General features: G+C 71.4%; 17 protein-coding genes and 1 riboswitch. Of the genes, 16 read left to right on the top strand and 1 reads right to left on the bottom strand.

The genetic code is table 11. The annotated features are described in order from the left end of the window. Positions 1-375 precede the first annotated feature (375 nt). From ACFRU2_RS18155 to ACFRU2_RS18085, 15 genes are all read left to right on the top strand, one after another. Positions 376-2,175 (top strand): DUF5941 domain-containing protein, encoded by a 1,800-nt coding sequence (locus tag ACFRU2_RS18155; RefSeq protein WP_382973309.1) that lies wholly within the window; start codon positions 376-378, stop codon positions 2,173-2,175. Further along, positions 2,172-2,924 carry a sugar phosphate nucleotidyltransferase gene (locus ACFRU2_RS18150; RefSeq protein WP_382973020.1) on the top strand — a complete coding sequence of 251 codons (753 nt, stop codon included), beginning with the start codon at positions 2,172-2,174 and terminating at the stop codon, positions 2,922-2,924. Before ACFRU2_RS18155 ends, ACFRU2_RS18150 begins: the two co-directional genes overlap by 4 nt. Beyond that, positions 2,912-3,973 carry an iron-containing alcohol dehydrogenase family protein gene (locus ACFRU2_RS18145; RefSeq protein WP_274550433.1) on the top strand — a complete coding sequence of 354 codons (1,062 nt, stop codon included), beginning with the start codon at positions 2,912-2,914 and terminating at the stop codon, positions 3,971-3,973. The genes ACFRU2_RS18150 and ACFRU2_RS18145 overlap by 13 nt, the downstream gene beginning before the upstream one ends. Further along, the gene (locus tag ACFRU2_RS18140; protein ID WP_250740857.1) at positions 3,951-4,730 is read left to right on the top strand and encodes a CDP-alcohol phosphatidyltransferase family protein; all 780 of its coding nucleotides are present in this window, start codon (positions 3,951-3,953) and stop codon (positions 4,728-4,730) included. Before ACFRU2_RS18145 ends, ACFRU2_RS18140 begins: the two co-directional genes overlap by 23 nt. A gap of 35 nt (positions 4,731-4,765) precedes the next feature. After that, positions 4,766-5,647 carry a glycosyltransferase gene (locus ACFRU2_RS18135; protein WP_382973307.1) on the top strand — a complete coding sequence of 294 codons (882 nt, stop codon included), beginning with the start codon at positions 4,766-4,768 and terminating at the stop codon, positions 5,645-5,647. Positions 5,648-5,743: 96 nt separating this feature from the next. Further along, positions 5,744-6,673 (top strand): ABC transporter permease, encoded by a 930-nt coding sequence (locus ACFRU2_RS18130; RefSeq protein WP_382973018.1) that lies wholly within the window; start codon positions 5,744-5,746, stop codon positions 6,671-6,673. Further along, on the top strand, positions 6,666-7,442 hold the full coding sequence (locus tag ACFRU2_RS18125; protein WP_250740860.1) for an ABC transporter ATP-binding protein: 777 nt from the start codon (positions 6,666-6,668) through the stop codon (positions 7,440-7,442). The genes ACFRU2_RS18130 and ACFRU2_RS18125 overlap by 8 nt, the downstream gene beginning before the upstream one ends. A 419-nt stretch (positions 7,443-7,861) precedes the next feature. Further along, positions 7,862-8,773: a squalene synthase HpnC gene (hpnC, locus tag ACFRU2_RS18120; protein ID WP_382973305.1), complete on the top strand. Its 912-nt coding sequence runs from the start codon at positions 7,862-7,864 to the stop codon at positions 8,771-8,773. Beyond that, positions 8,770-9,768 (top strand): presqualene diphosphate synthase HpnD, encoded by a 999-nt coding sequence (gene hpnD, locus ACFRU2_RS18115; RefSeq protein WP_382973016.1) that lies wholly within the window; start codon positions 8,770-8,772, stop codon positions 9,766-9,768. Before hpnC ends, hpnD begins: the two co-directional genes overlap by 4 nt. 91 nt (positions 9,769-9,859) lie before the next feature. Continuing rightward, a complete protein-coding gene (gene hpnE / locus ACFRU2_RS18110) occupies positions 9,860-11,233 on the top strand; it encodes a hydroxysqualene dehydroxylase HpnE (RefSeq protein ID WP_382973014.1) in 1,374 nt (457 codons plus the stop codon). A gap of 59 nt (positions 11,234-11,292) precedes the next feature. Beyond that, positions 11,293-12,387, top strand: a complete 1,095-nt coding sequence (locus tag ACFRU2_RS18105) for a polyprenyl synthetase family protein (protein ID WP_382973012.1) — start codon at positions 11,293-11,295, stop codon at positions 12,385-12,387. Between the two features lie 125 nt (positions 12,388-12,512). After that, positions 12,513-14,507: a squalene--hopene cyclase gene (gene shc, locus ACFRU2_RS18100; RefSeq protein ID WP_382973010.1), complete on the top strand. Its 1,995-nt coding sequence runs from the start codon at positions 12,513-12,515 to the stop codon at positions 14,505-14,507. Next, positions 14,507-15,190, top strand: a complete 684-nt coding sequence (locus ACFRU2_RS18095; RefSeq protein ID WP_382973009.1) for a 1-hydroxy-2-methyl-2-butenyl 4-diphosphate reductase — start codon at positions 14,507-14,509, stop codon at positions 15,188-15,190. Before shc ends, ACFRU2_RS18095 begins: the two co-directional genes overlap by 1 nt. Positions 15,191-15,195: 5 nt before the next feature. Continuing rightward, entirely contained in the window at positions 15,196-16,230 is a 1,035-nt protein-coding gene (gene hpnH / locus ACFRU2_RS18090) for an adenosyl-hopene transferase HpnH (RefSeq protein WP_382973006.1), read from the top strand. Next, the gene (locus tag ACFRU2_RS18085; RefSeq protein ID WP_382973004.1) at positions 16,227-17,609 is read left to right on the top strand and encodes an aspartate aminotransferase family protein; all 1,383 of its coding nucleotides are present in this window, start codon (positions 16,227-16,229) and stop codon (positions 17,607-17,609) included. Before hpnH ends, ACFRU2_RS18085 begins: the two co-directional genes overlap by 4 nt. Before the next feature lie 39 nt (positions 17,610-17,648). Here the strand turns inward: ACFRU2_RS18085 and ACFRU2_RS18080 are convergent, their stop codons facing one another. Beyond that, a complete protein-coding gene (locus ACFRU2_RS18080) occupies positions 17,649-18,470 on the bottom strand; it encodes a tyrosine-protein phosphatase (RefSeq protein ID WP_382973002.1) in 822 nt (273 codons plus the stop codon). 323 nt (positions 18,471-18,793) lie between these two features. Continuing rightward, a riboswitch (cyclic di-AMP (ydaO/yuaA leader) is annotated at positions 18,794-18,988 on the top strand. A 4-nt stretch (positions 18,989-18,992) separates the two neighbouring features. Here ACFRU2_RS18080 and ACFRU2_RS18075 point away from each other — a divergent pair. Then, positions 18,993-19,985: a peptidoglycan DD-metalloendopeptidase family protein gene (locus ACFRU2_RS18075; RefSeq protein ID WP_382973000.1), complete on the top strand. Its 993-nt coding sequence runs from the start codon at positions 18,993-18,995 to the stop codon at positions 19,983-19,985. Positions 19,986-20,021: the final 36 nt, after the last annotated feature.

Below are 20,021 nucleotides of genomic sequence, written 5' to 3'. Positions count from 1 at the left end.
GAAGGAGAGGGGGATGTACCGGAGTGCGCTGCGCTGGGCGGCGACGCCTGCGACGGTCATCAACCCCACCTCTTTCTTTCTTCGGCACGTCTCGTGCGTCACGTTGTATGTGACATTCGGGCGGTCTGGACGCTTTTGCGAAACTCGTACGCGTCTGCGGCCAGCTTAACAGCCGCGGTGCCGAGGGCGGTTTGTTATCGCTGCTTCCGATCGTCAATGATGATCGTCACAGGGCCGACAGGCCCGGGATTTTCGGCTTATCGGAGCGTAAACAGGCGGTGAACCCCCGCTTCCGTTCATCCGATAGCCTCTGCCGACGTGCCGCCGGGCCACCCGGTGCCCGTTAACCCGTGTGCGTGCAAGGAGTGAGTTCGTCTGCCGACCGTCATCCTTACCGGCCTGCCGGTGCCCGGATCAGCGCTCGCCGGCGAGCTGCGCTCCCTCGGCTTCGAGGTCCACTCCGCGGCCACCCCGTCGGAGGCCGCCGCCGCCCTGGCGCTCGTCCCCGCCGACCAGCGGGTGGCCGTCGTGGACGGTGAGTTCGTCGGGCACGTGCACGCACTGCGGCTCGCCCTGACCGACCCGCGCTTCGACGCCTGCGCCGTCACCGGCGCCCTCGCCGTCCTGCCCGGTGCCCGCGCGGCCCTGGACCAGGCCGCCGCGAACGACGTGTACGCCCCCGTGGGCGACGGCCCGTACCCCGACCGGCTCGCCGCCGCCGTCGAGGCCGCCGGCGCCCCCGTGCACCGCCCCGAGCTGGGCACCCTCGTAGCCGCCGTGCCCGCCACCACCGACGAGCGCCGGGCGGCCACCGCCGCCGTCGCGGCCGTCGACGACGAGGCCGTCCGGCTGCGCACCGCCGTGAAGTCCCGCGACGGGTTCTTCACCACCTTCTTCATCAGCCCGTACTCGCGCTACATCGCCCGCTGGTGCGCGCGCCGCGGACTGACCCCCAACCAGGTCACCACCGCCTCGCTGATCACCGCGCTGATCGCGGCCGGCTGCGCCGCCACCGGCGACCGCTGGGGCTACGTGGCCTCCGGCGTGCTGCTGCTCGTCTCCTTCGTCCTGGACTGCACGGACGGGCAGCTCGCCCGCTACTCGCTCCAGTACTCGACGATGGGCGCCTGGCTCGACGCCACCTTCGACCGTGCGAAGGAGTACTCCTTCTACGCGGGCCTCGCGCTCGGCGCGGCCCGCAACGGCGACGACGTCTGGGCCCTGGCCCTCGGCGCCATGATCCTGATGACCTGCCGGCACGTCGTGGACTTCGCCTTCAACGAGGCCAACCACGACGCCACGGCGAATACGAGCCCCACCGCGGCGCTCTCCGACAAGCTGGACAGCGTCGGCTGGACCGTCTGGGTCCGGCGCATGATCATCCTGCCGATCGGCGAGCGCTGGGCCATGATCGCGGTCCTCATCGCCTTCACCACTCCGCGGATCGTCTTCTACGCCCTGCTCGTCGGCTGCGCCTTCGGCGCGCTCTACACCACCGCCGGCCGGGTCCTGCGCTCGCTGACCCGCAAGGCGAAGCGGACCGACCGCGCCGCCCGGGCCCTCGGGGACCTGACCGACACCGGCCCGCTGGGCGAGCTGATCGCCGGCGGCCTGCGCAGGCTGCCGCACTACACCGCGCCCGCGTTCATGGTGAGCGGGGTGGGCTCCGCGGCCATGCTGCTCTTCGCCGCACACGAGTGGTCCTTCGGCAGCTCCGTGCCGATCTTCTTCGCCGGGCTGTACGTGCTGACCGCCGGAGCCGCCGTCGCGCAGCCGCTCAAGGCCCCGCTGGACTGGCTGCTGCCGCCCGTCTTCCGGGCCGCCGAGTACACCACCGTCCTGATCCTCGCGGCCAAGGCCGACGTCCCCGGGGCCCTTCCGGCGGCATTCGGACTGGTCGCGGCGGTCGCCTACCATCACTACGACACGGTCTACCGCATCCGCGGTGGCACCGGCGCGCCCCCGCACTGGCTGGTGCGGACGATCGGCGGGCACGAAGGCCGGGTTCTGTTGATCACGGTCCTGGCCTCCGTCCTGGCGTCGCGCGCCGTGGACTTCCCCGTCGCGCTCACGGCCCTCGCCGTGTTCGTGGCACTCGTGGTGCTCGTGGAGAGCATCCGCTTCTGGGTTTCCTCCGGGGCACCCGCCGTACATGACGAAGGAGAACCAGCATGATCGGCCTCGTCCTCGCTGCCGGAGCCGGACGCCGCCTGCGTCCCTACACCGACACCCTGCCCAAGGCCCTCGTGCCCGTCGGACCCGAAGGCGCCGAGGAGAGCATCACGGTCCTCGACCTGACGCTCGGCAACTTCGCCGAGGTCGGCCTGACCGAGGTCGCCATCGTCGTCGGCTACCGCAAGGAAGCCGTGTACGAGCGCCGCGAGGCCCTCGAGGCCAAGTACGGCGTCAAGATCACGCTGATCGACAACGACAAGGCCGAGGAGTGGAACAACGCCTACTCCCTGTGGTGCGCCCGTGACGTCCTCAAGCAGGGCGTGATCCTCGCCAACGGCGACACCGTGCACCCGGTCTCCGTCGAGAAGACCCTGCTCGCCGCCCGCGGCAACGGTCAGAAGATCATCCTCGCCCTCGACACGGTCAAGAACCTGGCCGACGAGGAGATGAAGGTCATCACCGGCGGCGAGAACGGCGTCCAGCGGATCACGAAGCTGATGGACCCGGCCACCGCGACCGGCGAGTACATCGGCGTCACCCTCATCGAGCCGGAGGCCGCCGAGGCGCTGGCCGAGGCCCTGAAGACCACCTTCGAGCGCGACCCCGACCTCTACTACGAGGACGGCTACCAGCAGCTCGTCAACGACGGCTTCACCATCGACGTGGCCCCCATCGGTGACGTCAAGTGGGTCGAGATCGACAACCACGACGACCTCGCCAAGGGCCGGACGATCGCATGCCAGTACTGACGAGGCTCATCCCCTCGCCCGTCGTCGTCGACATCAGCCGCGGCGCGATGGACGACCTGGCCGGCCTCCTGGCCGACCAGCGCGTCTCCGCGTCCGGCAAGCTCGCGATCGCCATCAGCGGCGGCTCCGGCGCGGTGCTGCGCGCCAAGCTGGAGCCCGTGCTGCCGCACGCCGACTGGTACTCCGTCGTCGACGGGACCATCGACTCCGCGGTCAAGCTGGCCGACGAAATAAAGGGACGCCGCTACGACGCCGTCGTGGGCCTGGGCGGCGGCAAGATCATCGACGTGGCGAAGTACGCCGCGGCGCGGGTCGGGCTGGCCATGGTGGCCGTCGCCACCAACCTCTCTCACGACGGCATCTGCTCGCCGGTGTCCATCCTGGACAACGACAACGGCCGGGGCTCCTACGGGGTCCCCATGCCGATCGCGATGGTCGTCGACCTGGACGTGATCCGTGAGGCCCCGGCGCGGTTCGTCCGCGCGGGCATCGGTGACGCGATCTCCAACATCTCGGCCATCGCCGACTGGGAGCTCTCGCACCGCCTCAACGGCGAGCCCGTCGACGGCCTGGCCGCCGCCATGGCCCGTACCGCGGGCGAGTCCGTACTGCGCCACCCCGGCGGGGTCGGCGACGACGAGTTCCTCACCGTGCTGTCCGAGGCGCTGGTCCTCTCCGGCATCGCCATGGCGATCAGCGGGGACACCCGCCCCTCGTCCGGCGCCTGCCACGAGATCAGCCACGCCTTCGACCTGCTCTACCCGGGACGCTCCGCGCTCCACGGCGAGCAGGTCGGCATCGGCGCCGCCTTCGCGATGCACCTGCGGGGGGACACGGAGAAGTCCGAGCTCTTCGTCCGGGTGCTGCGCGGTCACGGCCTGCCCGTGCTGCCCGAGGAGATCGGGTTCAGCGTGGACGAGTTCGTCGCGGCCGTCGAGTACGCCCCCCAGACCCGTCCGGGACGCTTCACCATCCTGGAACACCTCAACCTGTCCGCAGCCGAGATCAGGGACGCTTACGCCGACTATGCCAAGACCATCCGTAGCTGAACTCCGGCCCGTCGTTCACCCGGCGGGCGTCAAGGACCGGGTCAGCGGCGAGCACTGGGGCGGGCGCCTCTACATGCGCGAGATCTCCCTGCGCATCACCCGCCTCCTGGTCACCACCAAGGTCACGCCGAACCAGCTGACCTACGTGATGACCCTCGCCGGCGTGCTCGCGGCCCCGGCCCTGCTGGTGCCGGGCGTCTGGGGCGCCGTCCTCGGCGTGGTCGCGGTCCAGATGTACCTGCTGCTCGACTGCGTCGACGGCGAGGTCGCCCGCTGGAAGAAGCAGTTCTCGCTGTCCGGGGTCTACCTGGACCGGGTCGGCGCCTACCTGTGCGACGCGGCGGTGCTCGTCGGCTTCGGCCTGCGCGCCTCCGACCTGTGGGGCACCGGGCGCATCGACTGGCTGTGGGCCTTCCTGGGCACCCTCGCGGCGCTCGGAGCGATCCTGATCAAGGCCGAGACCGACCTCGTCGGCGTCGCCCGTCACCAGGCCGGCAAGCCCGTGGTCCAGGACGCCGCGGCCACGCCGCGCTCCTCCGGCATGGCGCTCGCCCGCCGGGCCGCCGCCGCGCTCAAGTTCCACCGCCTGGTCCTCGGCATCGAGGCCTCGCTGCTCATCCTGGTGCTGGCCGTCCTGGACCAGATGCGCGGCGACCTGTACTTCTCCCGCCTCGGCGTCGCGGTGCTCGCCGGCATCGCCATGCTCCAGACGGTGCTGCACCTGGTGTCGGTCCTGGCCTCCAGCAGGCTCAAGTGACGGCCCCGCTGCGGCTGGGCGCCGTCATCATCACCATGGGCAACCGCCCGGACGAGCTCAAGGCGCTCATCGACTCGGTGGCCCGGCAGGACGGGGCCCCGGTCGAGGTGGTCGTCGTGGGCCAGGGCGTCCGCCTCACCGGCCTCGCCGACCCGGCGGCCGGCGTGCGCACCGTCGAGCTGCCCGAGAACCTGGGCATTCCCGGCGGCCGCAACGTCGGCATCGAGGCCTTCCGCACCGCGGGCGGCCACGGCTCGGACGGCTCGGACGGCTTCGCCGTGGACGTCCTGCTCTTCCTGGACGACGACGGACTGCTGGAGCGCACCGACACCGCCGAACTGTGCCGGCAGGCCTTCGCCGAGGACCCCGAGCTGGGCATCGTCAGCTTCCGGATCGCCGATCCGGAAACCGGCGAGACCCAGCGGCGGCACGTCCCCCGGCTGCGGGCCTCCGACCCGATGCGCTCCTCGCGCGTCACCACCTTCCTGGGCGGCGCCAACGCCGTCCGCACGAAGGTGTTCGAGCAGGTCGGAGACCTCCCCGGGCAGTTCTTCTACGCGCACGAGGAGACCGATCTGGCCTGGCGGGCGCTCGACGCCGGGTGGCTGATCGACTACCGGGCGGACATGGTGCTCCTGCACCCCGCCACGGCCCCCTCCCGGCACGCGGTCTACCACCGTATGGTGGCTCGCAACCGGGTGTGGCTCGCCCGCCGCAACCTGCCCGCCCCGCTGGTCCCGGTCTACGTGGGCGTCTGGCTCCTGCTGACGCTCCTGCGCAAGCCCTCGGGGCCGGCGCTCAAGGCCTGGTTCGGCGGGTTCAAGGAGGGCTGGACCACCTCCTGTGGTCCACGGCGCCCCATGAAATGGCGTACGGTCTGGCGGCTGACCCGGCTGGGCCGACCGCCTGTCATCTGACACGTCCGGGTCTGAGACCATGGCGCGATCACGAACCGATCGACTCAGGCCCGATGCCACCTTCTGCCGCATCATGAAGACGGAAAGTTTCATCTTGTGAGTGACACAACCCAGGACGGAGCCCTTGCCACGAGCAAGCGGCCGTCCGATGACGCCGGGCTGAGCCCCTCGGAGCTCGCCAGGAAGTACGGCCTGTCCGTCAGCGGAGCCCGGCCGGGCCTGCCCGCGTACGTGCGCCAGCTCTGGGACCGACGCCACTTCATCATCGCGTTCTCCCGGGCCAAGCTGATGGCCCAGTACAGCCAGGCCAAGCTCGGTCAGATCTGGCAGGTGGCGACCCCGCTGCTGAACGCGCTGGTCTACTACCTGATCTTCGGGCTGATCCTCGACGCCGGTCGGGGCATCAACAAGAACGACTACATCCCCTTCCTGGTGATCGGCGTCTTCGTCTTCACCTTCACGCAGAGCTCGCTGATGGCGGGTGTCAGAGCCATCCCGTCCAACATCGGGCTGGTCCGCGCCCTGCACTTCCCGCGCGCCTCGCTGCCGATCTCGTTCTCGCTGCAGCAGCTCCAGCAGCTGATGTTCTCGATGATCGTCGTGTTCGTGGTCACGATCGGGTTCGGCAACTACCCGAGCCTGTCCTGGCTGCTGGTGCTCCCGGCGCTGGTCCTCCAGTTCGCCTTCAACACCGGCCTCGCCCTGATCTTCGCCCGGATGGGGTCCAAGACCCCCGACCTGGCGCAGCTCATGCCGTTCGTGACGCGTACGTGGATGTACGCCTCCGGCGTCATGTTCTCGATCAACGAGATGCTCAAGGACAAGCCCGCGTGGATCGCGGACGCGCTGCAGTGGAATCCGGCCGCCATCTACATGGACCTGATCCGCTTCGCGCTCATCGACGGGTACGGCCGGGAGAACCTGCCGCCCCACGTCTGGGCCTTCGCGGTCGGCTGGGCCGTCCTGATCGGCGCCGGCGGATTCGTGTACTTCTGGAAGGCTGAGGAGCGTTACGGCCGTGGCTGAGAACAACCAGGGGCACGTCCCCACCGTCATCGCCGACGACGTGCACATCGTCTACCGGGTCAACACCGGCAGCTCCGGCAAGGGCAGCGCCACGGCGGCGCTCAGCAAGATAGTCCGCCGGGGCGGCGACGCACCGGGTGTCCGCCGGGTCCACGCCGTGCGCGGGGTCACCTTCACGGCGTACCGGGGCGAGGCCATCGGCGTCATCGGCTCCAACGGCTCCGGCAAGTCCACCCTGCTGCGCGCCATCGCGGGTCTGCTGCCCTGCGAGTCCGGCAAGGTCTACACCGACGGCCAGCCCTCGCTGCTGGGTGTCAACGCGGCGCTGATGAACGACCTCACCGGCGAACGCAACGTGGTCCTCGGCGGTCTCGCGATGGGCATGTCCCGCGAGCAGATCAGGGAGCGCTACCAGGACATCGTCGACTTCTCGGGGATCAACGAGAAGGGCGACTTCATCTCCCTTCCGATGCGCACTTACTCCTCGGGCATGGCGGCGCGCCTGCGCTTCTCCATCGCCGCGGCGAAGGACCACGACGTCCTGATGATCGACGAGGCGCTGGCCACCGGTGACCGGAAGTTCCAGGTGCGTTCCGAGGCGCGCATCCGCGAACTGCGCAAGAAGGCCGGAACCGTATTCCTGGTGAGCCACAACAACAACTCCATCCGCGATACCTGTGACCGGGTGCTGTGGCTGGAGCGGGGCGAACTCCTGATGGACGGTCCCACCGAGGAAGTCGTCTCGGCATACGAGAAGGCGACCGGCTGACGGCCCTCCATCGACGGCCGCCACCGACGGCCCCCACCGCGTCCGGCGGCGGGGGCCGTCGCATGCCGTCCGGGCGCCGGGCGCACGGGGCGGGCCGCATTTCCCGCGGGTGGCGTGCGGGCGACATCGGCGGTGGAGCGAATACCCGTCGAGCTCCGGCGGCGTTGTACAGCGTAAGCTGGGCCAGGCCCAATCGCGGGCAAGAGGGGGCGATTCCCCCCATAGGCGAATAGCCCGGAACGCCCCGGGGAAAACGCGGCGGCGTGTCCGAAATAGGATGTTTTGGTTTGGCAGTGTAGAACGGGAGATGTGACGGCAATGGCTACGGGAATTCTCCGGCCCCCAGGCACGACGGCCGTCCCCGCCGCGGGCGGCGGGCGGTGACCCCGGGGCACGGCACCAGCCCCCGGCCGCACGAGCTGCCCGACCCCTCCGGCTCCCTCCCCGGCGCCGCCACCCTCGGCAAGGCGCGTTCCGAGAACTTCCCCGTCGCCCCCGCCTTCCTGCCCCGCGCCTGGCGCGAGGGCCTGATGGCGGTGTACGGGTACGCCCGCCTGGTCGACGACATCGGTGACGGCGACCTCGCCCCGGGCGGCCACGACGCCGTGCTGCTGGGCCTCGACCCCGCCGCCTCGGACGACCGGCCCGCCATGCTCGACGCCCTCGAAGCCGACCTGGGCCGCGTCTTCGGCGGCACCGACGGGCCCCCGCGCCACCCCTTGATGCTGGCCCTGCAGCCCGTCGTGCGCGCCCACGGGCTCACCCCCGCATCGTTCCTCGCGCTGATCGAGGCCAACCGCCAGGACCAGCGGGTCGCGCGCTACGCGACGTACGGCGACCTCGTCGGCTACTGCGAGCTCTCCGCCAACCCGGTGGGCCGGCTCGTGCTGGACCTCACCGGCACCAGCACCCCCGAGCGGATCCGCCGCTCCGACGCCGTCTGCACCGCGCTGCAGATCGCCGAACACCTCCAGGACGTCGCCGAGGACCTCGCCCGGGACCGGATCTACCTCCCGGGCGAGGACATGCGCCGCTTCCACGTGACCGAGACCGACCTGAAGGCCCCGACCGCGGGTGCGTCCGTACGCGCCCTCGTCGCCTTCGAAACCGAACGGGCGCGGGAGCTCCTCGACGAAGGCACGCCGCTCGTGGGCAGCGTCCACGGAAGGCTCCGGCTGCTGCTCGCGGGCTTCGTGGGAGGAGGACGCGCCGCCCTGCGAGCCGTCACCGCCGCCGGGTTCGACGTCCTTCCCGGCCCGCCCAAGGCCACCAAGAGCGTCCTGCTCCGCGAGGTGGCCGCCGTCCTGCGCACAGCGCCGAGAAAGGGGTGAGCCCGACCGTGGAGGGCCCCACACACGCGTCCGCACCGGGCGCGCCGTCCGTGCCGACAGCGATGTCCGCACCCGTTTCGGCTGCCTACAGCTACTGCGAGGCCGTCACCGGCTCGCAGGCGCGCAACTTCGCCTACGGCATCCGCCTGCTGCCCGCAGACAAGCGGCAGGCCATGTCCGCGCTGTACGCCTTCTCCCGGCGGGTCGACGACATCGGCGACGGCACGCTGCCGCACGAGGTCAAGCTGACCCGGCTGGAGGAGACCCGCACCCTGCTCGGCCGGATCCGCGCCGAGGAGATCGACGAGGACGACACCGACCCGGTCGCGGTCGCCCTCGCGCACGCCTCGCGCCGCTTCCCGATCCCGCTCGAAGGGCTCGACGAGCTCATCGACGGAGTCCTCATGGACGTCCGCGGCGAGACGTACGAGACCTGGGACGACCTCAAGGTCTACTGCCGCTGCGTGGCCGGAGCCATCGGCCGTCTCTCGCTCGGCGTGTTCGGCACCGCCTCCGCCAACGGGGCCGGCGCGCACGACGCGGCTCGGGCCGGCGAGTACGCCGACACCCTCGGCCTCGCCCTGCAACTCACCAACATCCTGCGGGACGTTCGCGAGGACGCGGGCAACGGGCGCACCTACCTCCCCGCCGAGGACCTCGCCAAGTTCGGCTGCTCCGACGGCTTCCGCAGCGAACGGATGCCCAGCGGCGCCGACTTCGCCGGCCTCGTCCACCACGAAGTCCGGCGCGCCCGCGCCCTGTTCGTGGAGGGCTACCGGCTGCTGCCGCTGCTCGACCGGCGCAGCGGCGCCTGCGTCGCGGCCATGGCCGGCATCTACCGGCGCCTGCTCGACCGCATCGAGCGCGAGCCGGAGGCCGTGCTCCGCGGCCGCGTCTCGCTGCCGCCGCACGAGAAGGCGTACGTGGCCGTCCGCGGCCTCTCCGGCCTGGACGCGCGGACCATCGCGCGCCAGAGCACCAGGAGGCGGCTCTGATGACGGCGGGCCGGCGAGCCGTGCCGGCGGGGCGGACGGGAGCAACCCCGCTGCGCCCGGCGGCGTCTGTGGGAGCGACGGAGGAGGACGCATGAGCGCGCAGCACGCCGTGGTCGTCGGCGGCGGCCTCGCCGGCGTCACCACCGCGCTGGAACTCGCCGACGCGGGCCTGCAGGTGACCCTGCTGGAGGGCCGGCCCCGCCTCGGCGGCCTGGCGTTCTCCTTCAAGCGCGGGGAACTGACCGTGGACAACGGCCAGCACGTCTACCTGCGCTGCTGCACCGCCTACCGGTGGTTCCTCGACCGCATCGACGGCGCGGACCTGGCGCCCCTGCAGGACCGGCTCGACGTACCCGTCCTGGACGTCGCCCACCCCGGCGGCCCCCGGCTCGGACGGCTGCGCCGCAGCGCCCTGCCCGTACCGCTGCACCTGGCCGCCTCCCTCGCCCGCTACCCGCACCTCTCGCTCGCCGAGCGGGCCTCCGTCGGGCGCGCCGCCCTCGCGCTGCGCCGCCTCGACCCCGCCGACCCGGCGCTCGACGGCCTGGACTTCGCGACCTGGCTCGGCCGGTACGGCCAGTCCCCGCGCACCATCGAGGCGCTGTGGGACCTCGTCGGCATCGCCACCCTCAACGCCACCGCCGGGCAGTCCTCGCTGGGCCTGGCCGCCATGGTCTTCAAGACCGGCCTGCTCTCCGAGAACGGCGCGGCCGACATCGGCTGGGCCCGGGTACCGCTCGGCGACCTGCACGACACCCTCGCGCGCAAGGCCCTGGACGCCGCCGGGGTGCGCACCGAGCTCCGCACCCGGGTCACGGACATCTCCCGTACCCCGGAAGACGGTTGGCGGGTGACCACCGAGGGCGGCTCGTTCGACGCCGGCACCGTCGTCCTCGCCGTCCCGCAGCGCGAGGCGCACGGACTGCTGCCCGCCGGGGCGCTCGCCGACCCCGACAAGCTGCTCGACATCGGCACCGCGCCGATCCTCAACGTGCACGTCGTGTACGACCGCAAGGTCCTCAAGCAGCCCTTCTTCGCGGCGCTCGGCTCCCCGGTCCAGTGGGTCTTCGACCGCACCGACTCCTCCGGACTCCCCGACGGCGGCCAGTACCTGGCCCTGTCCCAGTCCGTCGCCCACGAGGACATCGACGAGCCCGTCTCGGTCCTGCGCGCGAAGTACCTGCCCGAGCTGGAACGGCTGCTGCCCGCCGCGCGCGGAGCCAAGGTGCGCGACTTCTTCGTCACCAGGGAGCGCACCGCGACCTTCGCACCCACCCCCGGTGTCGGACGGCTGCGTCCCGGCACGCGGACCGACACGCCGGGGCTTTACCTCGCCGGTGCGTGGACCGCGACGGGTTGGCCCGCGACCATGGAGAGCGCCGTCCGCAGCGGACTGACCGCGGCCCACGCCGCGCTCGTCCCGCTGGGCCGCCACCGCGAACACCCCTTGCAGGAGGCGGTATGACCACCACCGGCACCGCAGCACCACGCACCGCAGTACGTACAGGAACCAGAGGAGAGCCAGTGAACCCGGGGAATCCGGCCGTCGAGAACACGGACGCCAGTGCGGGCCCGGCCGGCGGGGAGAAGGCGGACACGCTCGCGCTCCTCGAACGAGGCCGTACGCTCTCGACGCCCGTGCTCCGCGCCGCCGTGGACCGGCTCGCCGCGCCCATGGACACCGTCGCCGCCTACCACTTCGGCTGGATCGACGCCTACGGCAACCCGGCGGACGGCGACGGCGGCAAAGCCGTCCGCCCCGCCCTCGCCCTGCTCTCGGCGGAGGCCGCCGGCGCCGCCGCCGAGGTCGGCATCCCCGGCGCCGTCGCGGTCGAACTCGTCCACAACTTCTCGCTGCTGCACGACGACCTGATGGACGGCGACGAGCAGCGCCGCCACCGCGACACGGTGTGGAAGGTCCACGGACCCGCCCTCGCGATCCTGGTCGGCGACGCCCTGTTCGCCCTGGCCAACGAGGTGCTGCTGGAGCTCGGCACGGTCGAGGCCGGCCGCGCGGCACGCCGCCTGACCACCGCGAGCCGCAAGCTCATCGACGGCCAGGCCCAGGACATCTCCTACGAGCACCGCGAGAGCGTCACCGTCGAAGAGTGCCTGGAGATGGAGGGCAACAAGACCGGTGCCCTGCTCGCCTGCGCGGTCTCCATCGGCGCCGTGCTCGGCGGCGCGGACGACCGTACGGCCGACAAGCTGGAGGAGTACGGCTACCACCTCGGCCTGGCCTTCCAGGCCGTCGACGACCTCCTCGGCATCTGGGGCGACCCGGAGTCCACCGGCAAGCAGACCTGGAGCGACCTGCGCCAGCGCAAGAAGTCGCTGCCCGTCGTCGCCGCCCTCGCCGCCGGCGGACCGGCCAGCGAGGAACTCACCGAGCTGCTCGCCGCCGACGCCAAGAGCAACGACTTCGAGAACTTCTCGGAGGAGGAGTTCGCGGCCCGCGCCGCGCTCATCGAGGCCGCCGGCGGCCGCCGGTGGACCGCCGACGAGGCGCGCCGCCAGTACGAGATCGCCATCAAGGCCCTCGACGACGTGGACATGGACCAGCGCGTGCGCGAGCAGCTCGTGGCGCTCGCCGACTTCGTCGTCGTGCGCAAGAGGTGATCGCCACCCGTACGCGCATATGAATCGCCAGTCGCCGGCCGGTACTGCCTGACCTCGGTACCGGCCGACGGCGCCCCCCAGTACAGCGGAGGACAGCAGAGGACACTGCACGCAAAGGGGAAGCCATGACTGCGACGACCGACGGCGGCGCCCATGCCTGCGGCGCCGACCCGGACGACACCGGGACCGTCCGCGAGACCATCGAGCGGGCCGTCCGCGATCTGCTCGAGCGGCAGGACGAGGCCGGCTGGTGGAAGGGCGACCTGGAGACCAACGTCACCATGGACGCCGAGGACCTGCTGCTGCGCCAGTTCCTCGGCATCAGGGACGAAGCCACCACCCGGGCCGCGGCCCTGTTCATCCGCGGCGAGCAACAGGACGACGGGACCTGGGCCACGTTCCACGGCGGCCCCTCCGACCTGTCCGCCACCATCGAGGCCTACGTGGCCCTGCGCCTCGCCGGAGACGACCCGGGCGCCCCGCACATGGCCCGCGCCTCGGCGTGGATCCGGGCCCACGGCGGAGTCGCGGGAGCCCGCGTCTTCACCCGCATCTGGCTGGCGCTGTTCGGCTGGTGGAGCTGGGACCACCTGCCCGAACTCCCGCCCGAACTGCTCTTCCTGCCGCCCTGGGTGCCGCTGAACATCTATGACTTCGGCTGCTGGGCCCGGCAGACGATCGTGCCCCTCACCGTGGTCTCCGCCCTGCGGCCGGTCCGCCCGGCCCCCTTCGCCCTGGACGAGCTGCACACCGACGCGCGGACCCCGTACCCGGACAGGAAGCTGGCGTCGATGGCCAGTTGGGACGGCGCGTTCCAGCGGATGGACAAGGCCCTGCACGTCTACCGCCGGTTCGCCCCGCGCCGGCTGCGCGCGGCGGCCATGGCGAGCGCCGGCCGCTGGATCGTGGAACGGCAGGAGAACGACGGCTGCTGGGGCGGCATCCAGCCGCCCGCCGTGTACTCCGTCATCGCCCTGCACCTGCTCGGATACGACCTCGGGCATCCGGTGATGCGGGCCGGACTGGAGTCCCTCGACCGGTTCACGGTGTGGCGGGCGGACGGCGCCCGCATGATCGAAGCCTGCCAGTCCCCGGTGTGGGACACCTGCCTGGCGGCCATCGCGCTGGCCGACGCGGGCCTGCGCCCCGACCACCCCGCCCTGGTCAAGGCCGCCGACTGGATGCTCGGCGAGGAGGTCGTCCGCAGCGGGGACTGGGCCGTGCGCCGGCCCGGACTGGCCCCGGGCGGCTGGGCGTTCGAGTTCCACAACGACAACTACCCCGACATCGACGACACCGCCGAGGTCGTCCTCGCCCTGCGCCGCGTCAAGCACCCCGACCCGGCACGGGTGGAAGGTGCCATCGCCCGGGGCGTGTCCTGGAACCTCGGCATGCAGTCGAAGAACGGCGCCTGGGGCGCCTTCGACGCCGACAACACCAGCCCCTACCCCAACAAGCTGCCCTTCTGCGACTTCGGCGAGGTCATCGACCCGCCCTCGGCCGACGTCACCGCCCACGTCGTCGAAATGCTCGCCGTCGAGGGCCGGGCGGGCGATGCGCGCACCCGGCGCGGCATCGCCTGGCTCCTCGCCGAACAGGACCCGAACGGCGGCTGGTTCGGCCGTTGGGGCACCAACTACGTCTACGGCACCGGGTCGGTGGTACCGGCGCTGACCGCCGCGGGCTTCGCCCCCTCGCACCCCGCGATCCGGCGGGCCGTGGACTGGCTGGAATCCGTACAGAACGAGGACGGGGGATGGGGCGAGGACCAGCGCTCCTACCAGGACCCGTCCTGGGCGGGGAAGGGTGCCTCGACCCCCTCGCAGACGGCGTGGGCGCTGATGGCCCTGCTGTCGGCGGGGGAGCGCGACGCGCCGTCCGTGCAGCGGGGGATCGGCCACCTCGTCTCCACCCAGCGCCCCGACGGCACCTGGGACGAGCCGTACTTCACCGGTACCGGATTCCCCTGGGACTTCTCCATCAACTACCACCTGTACCGCCAGGTCTTCCCGCTCACCGCCCTCGGCCGCTATCTCTACGGAGAACCGTTCGGCCCCGGCGGGCGGTACGTGGATCCGGCCGCCCTCCCGCACACCGCCCCGCTGCCCGGGGAGGCCTGATGACCGGCGGCCCCGCCGCGGCCGCCCCGCCGCCGCTGCTGATCGCCTGCGCCCTGCGCATCGAGCGGACCGCCCTGCGCAGCACCTCGTACCGCAGCGGCCGCGAGCGGGGCGCGCCCGAGCGGTACGAGGTCCTGCGCACCGGCATGGGCCCGCGCGCGGCCGAACGCGCCGTCGGCCGGAAGCTGGCCGAGCCGGAGCTGCACGGCGCCGCCGTGCTCGCCACCGGATTCTGCGCCGGGCTGCTGCCCGGCATGAGCCCCGGCGATCTGATCGTCGCCGAGGAGACCCGGGACCCGCGCGGCACGGTCGCCTGCGCGGGTACCGCCCTGCTCGCCGAGGCGCTGGCCCGGGCCGTTCCCGGCCGGACCGTACACCTCGGTGCACTGACCGGATCCGACCACGTCGTCCGGGGCCAGGAGCGCGCCCAGCTGCGCGCCGGCGGCGCCATCGGGGTCGACATGGAATCGGCCGCCACCCTCTGGGCCGCGACCCGGGACGGCAGCGCCCCGGGGGGCGCGGACCGTCCGGTTGCGGCCGTCCGGGTGATCGTGGACGCTCCGGAGCATGAGCTCGTCCGCATCGGCACCGTTCGCGGGGGAATATCGGCCTTTCGCGTACTGCGTGCCGTACTGCCCGCGTTTTATGAATGGCACCGTTCTTTGCTGCTCCCCAGGAGGTGAGCCAGATGGCCATGCCACTGCGACAGACCATCAGGGTCGGGACGTACCTGCTCGAACAGAAGCTCCGCAAGCGTGAGAAGTTCCCGCTGATCGTCGAGCTGGAACCGCTCTACGCCTGCAACCTGGCCTGCGAGGGGTGCGGGAAGATCCAGCACCCGGCCGGGGTGCTCAAGCAGCGCATGCCCGTGGCCCAGGCGGTGGGCGCCGTGCTGGAATCGGGCGCGCCCATGGTGTCCATCGCGGGCGGCGAGCCCTTGATGCACCCGCAGATCGACGAGATCGTGCGCCAGTTGGTGGCCAAGCGGAAGTACGTATTCCTCTGCACCAACGCCATGCTGCTCCGCAAGAAGATCGAGAAGTTCACGCCCTCCCCGTACTTCGCCTTCGCGGTCCACATCGACGGACTGCGCGAGCGCCACGACGAGTCGGTGGCGAAGGAAGGGGTCTTCGACGAGGCGGTCGCGGCCATCAAGGAGGCGAAGCGCCGCGGATTCCGGGTGACGACCAACTCCACGTTCTTCAACACCGACACCCCGCAGACCATCATCGAGGTCCTCAACTACCTCAATGACGATCTCCGGGTGGACGAGATGATGATCTCGCCGGCCTACGCCTACGAAAAGGCCCCCGACCAGGAGCACTTCCTCGGCGTCGAACAGACCCGCGAGCTCTTCAAGAAGGCTTTCGCCGGAGGCAACCGGCGGCGCTGGCGGCTCAACCACTCCCCGCTCTTCCTGGACTTCCTGGAAGGCAAAGCCGATTTCCCCTGCACCGCCTGGGCCATTCCGAATTACTCGCTCTTCGGATGGCAGCGCCCCTGCTATCTGATGAGCGACGGGTACGTGCCCACGTACCGGGAACTGATCGAGGAGACCGACTGGAGCAAGTACGGCCGCGGGAAGGACCCGCGCTGCGCGAACTGCATGGCGCACTGCGGGTACGAGCCCACGGCCGTCCTGGCCACCATGGGTTCGCTCAAGGAGTCGCTGCGGGCGGTCCGCGAGACCGTGGGGGGCGGGAACCGGGACGCGTCGGCATGACCGGCTTCGATCTCGGCGCCCTGCTGGCCGAGCGGGGTGGCGAGCGGTACGAACTGCACGCCCGCCACCTCAACCACCAGCTGCCGCGGATGCTGCACACCATCGGCTTCGACAAGGTCTACGTGCGGGCCGAGGGAGCCCACTTCTGGGATGCCGAGGGCAACGACTACCTGGACATGCTGGCCGGCTTCGGGGTGATGGGCCTGGGCCGCCACCACCCGGTGGTCAGGCAGGCCCTGCACGACGTGCTGGACGCCCAGCTCGCCGACCTCACCCGCTTCGACTGCCAGCCGCTGCCCGGACTGCTCGCCGAGAAGCTGCTCTCCCACAGTCCGCACCTGGACCGGGTCTTCTTCGGCAACAGCGGCACGGAGGCGGTGGAGACCGCCCTGAAGTTCGCCCGGTACGCCACCGGGCGGCCCAGGATCCTCTACTGCGACCACGCCTTCCACGGGCTCACGACGGGCTCGCTCTCGGTCAACGGCGAGGCCGGCTTCCGCGACGGCTTCGCGCCGCTGCTGCCGGACACCGGGATCGCGCTCGGGGACCTGGCCGCGCTGGAGCGGGAGCTGAAGAAGGGGGACGTGGCGGCCCTCGTCGTGGAGCCGATCCAGGGCAAGGGGGTGCTCGCCGCCCCGCCCGGATTCCTGCTCGCCGCGCAGGAGGCGCTGCACCGGCGGGGGGCGCTGCTGATCGCGGACGAGGTGCAGACCGGCCTCGGACGGACCGGCGACTTCTACGCCTACCAGCACGAGGCCGGGGTCGAGCCGGACCTGGTCTGCGTGGCCAAGGCCCTCTCCGGCGGCTACGTGCCCGTCGGCGCGACCCTGGGCAAGGACTGGATCTTCAAGAAGGTCTACTCCTCCATGGACCGGGTGCTCGTCCACTCCGCCAGCTTCGGCTCCAACGCGCAGGCGATGGCGGCCGGGCTCGCCGTCCTGTCCGTCATGGAGGACGAGCAGGTGGTGGCCCGCGCCCGCGCGATGGGCGACCTGCTGCGCGGCCGGCTCGCCGCGCTCGTGGACACGTACGAACTGCTCCACGAGGTACGGGGACGCGGGCTGATGATCGGCATCGAGTTCGGCCGGCCGTCCTCGCTGGGCCTGCGGAGCCGCTGGAGCATGCTGCAGGCGGCGCGCAAGGGGCTGTTCGCGCAGATGGTCGTGGTGCCGCTGCTGCAGAAGCACCGGATCCTCACGCAGGTCTCCGGCGACCACCTGGAAGTGATCAAGCTGATCCCGCCGCTGATCGTGGACGAGGCGGACGTCGACCGGTTCGTCGGCGCCTTCCGCGCGGTCATGGACGAGGCCCACGGCGGCGGCGCGCTGATGTGGGACTTCGGCCGGACGCTGGTGAGGCAGGCCGTCGCCAACCGCTGAACCGGCGGCCCGGCGGGCGGCGGCCCACCTCGTGGGGCGTCAGTCCAGCAGCCGGTCGCGGAGCCTGCCGAGGGTCTCGGGCGCGAGCCCGAGGCCCTCGGCGAGGTAACGCTCCACGCCGCCCCACTCCTCGTCGATGGCGTCGAAGGCCGTGGTCAGATACGGGGCGCGGGCGTCGAAGAGCGGGGCGAGCAGCTCCATCACCTCGGGGGCGCGGGCCTCGGGCGCATCGCTGCCCCGGCGGACCCGGTAACGGTTGTGCGGGGCGTTCGACTCCAGGTAGTCCGCGACGATCGCCTCCCGCTCGACGCCCAGCGCGAGCAGGGTGACGGCGATCGACAGGCCGGCCCGGTCCTTCCCGGCGGCGCAGTGCATGAGGGCCGGGACGCTGTCCTCGGCGAGCGCGTGCACCACCCGGCTGTGCTCGGCGGTACGGGTCCGGATCATCGTCCGGTACGAACGGGACATCCGCGCGGCGGCCTTACCCTCGCCCAGGAGCTCGCGGAGCTGCGCCAGTTCCCCGCCCCGGACCATCTTCCAGAACTCGCTGCCGTCGGCCGGATCCGACAGCGGGATGTTGACGTTGCGGACCCCCGGCAGCTCCACGTCCGGACCCTCCAGCGCGTGATCGGCGCCGTTGCGGAAGTCGAAGACGGTGTGCAGTCCGAGCGACCCGAGGAACTCTGCGTCGCTTTCGGTGGCATGCGCCAGATGTCCGCTTCGAAACAGTCGTCCCGACTTGACCTGTCGACCGTCCGTGGTCGGCAACCCGCCCACGTCGCGGAAGTTGCGCACTCCGGTCAGCGCCGGCTCCTGCGGCGCCGGATCGGTGTGGGGGCTCTGGGGTATCGGCTGGGTCACCGGGCTCCTCCGTGTCGTCGTCTCGTCGTCGTTGACGGTGTCCGAATTACGCTACTTGCGGGCAACTTGCCATAGCGAGAGGCGAGATCGGACGCGCCCCCGTGAGCCAGATCATACGGTGACGGTGAGTGCCTGATCACGAATGGCGAATTGCCTTGCGGGGGCGGTTGTTGAAGGTGCGGAATGGACGGAGGGTGACCGGAATTCCGGCGGCCCGTCATCTTCAAGATTCTGTTGGTGAATTCATGACTTGTTCCGTGCGGTCGTACTCGATTACGTTCGCGATCGATCCGGACGGACCGCCTAATCCTGCCGCCGACCGGAAACCGCACCCGACTATTCACGCGCGTGGCAGGAGCGGGGGAACCAGGTAAGCCGCTGTTCCGGATCTCCGGTCGAGATCTTTACAACGGGACAGCTCGGGGTGAAGCCGTACATGTGCTGTTCACCGGCACGAGGCGGCCGGACATCTCCAGTCCGAACCCGACAGCTCACCTCGCAGGCGTCGGAGAGGAATTCGACATGTCCGGAACGGGTAAGCACCGCCGTCCCAAGTCCCGCTCGATATCCCGCGGGTTCGCCGCCGCGGGCACCGGTGGCGCGGCCCTCGCGCTTCCGCTGCTCGGCGCCACCGGCGCCCACGCCGCGGGTGTCCCGGCCGCGGCGCCCGCCGCCGCTCCGGTCCAGGCCCCGCAGGTGGTGGCCGCGCAGGTGCCGGCAGCGCTCCAGGCCGCGCCGGCCGCCGCGCAGGCCGCCCCGACCGTCTACACCGTGGTGCCGGGCGACTACCTCTCCAAGATCGCCGAGCGTCAGCACCTCACCGGTGGCTGGGAGCAGCTCTACGCGGACAACCTCGAGGCCGTCGGCACGGACCCCTCGCTGATCCACCCGGGCCTCAGGCTCACGCTCGGCGCGAAGGGCTCGGCTCCGGCCGCGGCGGCCGAAACGCCGAAGCCGGCCAAGAAGTCCGCTTCCTCCGCTTCCTCCGCTCCTTCCACCATTTCCAGCGATTCATCGGATTCCTCCGATGAGGCCGCCGCGCCCGCGGCGCCCGCCCCCAAGGCGCCCGCCAAGCGGCAGACCGGCTCCACCTCGACCGGCTCCACCGCGACCGGCTTCGTCGCCCCGGTCGGCGGCGGCTTCTCCACCGCGTACAAGACCGCCGGCTCCATGTGGTCCAGCGGCTACCACACCGGGGTCGACTTCATCGCGAGCAGCGGCACCACCGTCAAGGCGGTCGGCGCCGGCACCGTGGTCTCCGCCGGGTGGAGCGGGTCGTACGGCAACGAGGTCGTCATCCGGCACGCCGACGGCAAGTACAGCCAGTACGCGCACCTCTCCCAGCTGTCCGTCTCGTCCGGCCAGAGCGTCACCGGCGGCCAGAGCATCGGCCTCTCCGGCTCCACGGGCAACTCGACCGGCCCGCACCTGCACTTCGAGATCCGCACCGGGCCCTCGTACGGCTCGGACATCGACCCGCTGGCCTACCTCCGGTCGAAGGGCGTCAGCATCTGAATCCGGGGCGTTGTCGGAGGTGCCGGTTAGGCTGCC

The sequence above is a fragment of the Streptomyces sp. NPDC056883 genome, from assembly GCF_042788835.1.
In the GTDB taxonomy this organism is placed as follows: Bacteria; Actinomycetota; Actinomycetes; order Streptomycetales; family Streptomycetaceae; genus Streptomyces; species Streptomyces stoeckheimensis.
Note: the sequence above shows the minus strand (reverse complement) of the source record. Positions and strands in the feature narration are given on the sequence as shown.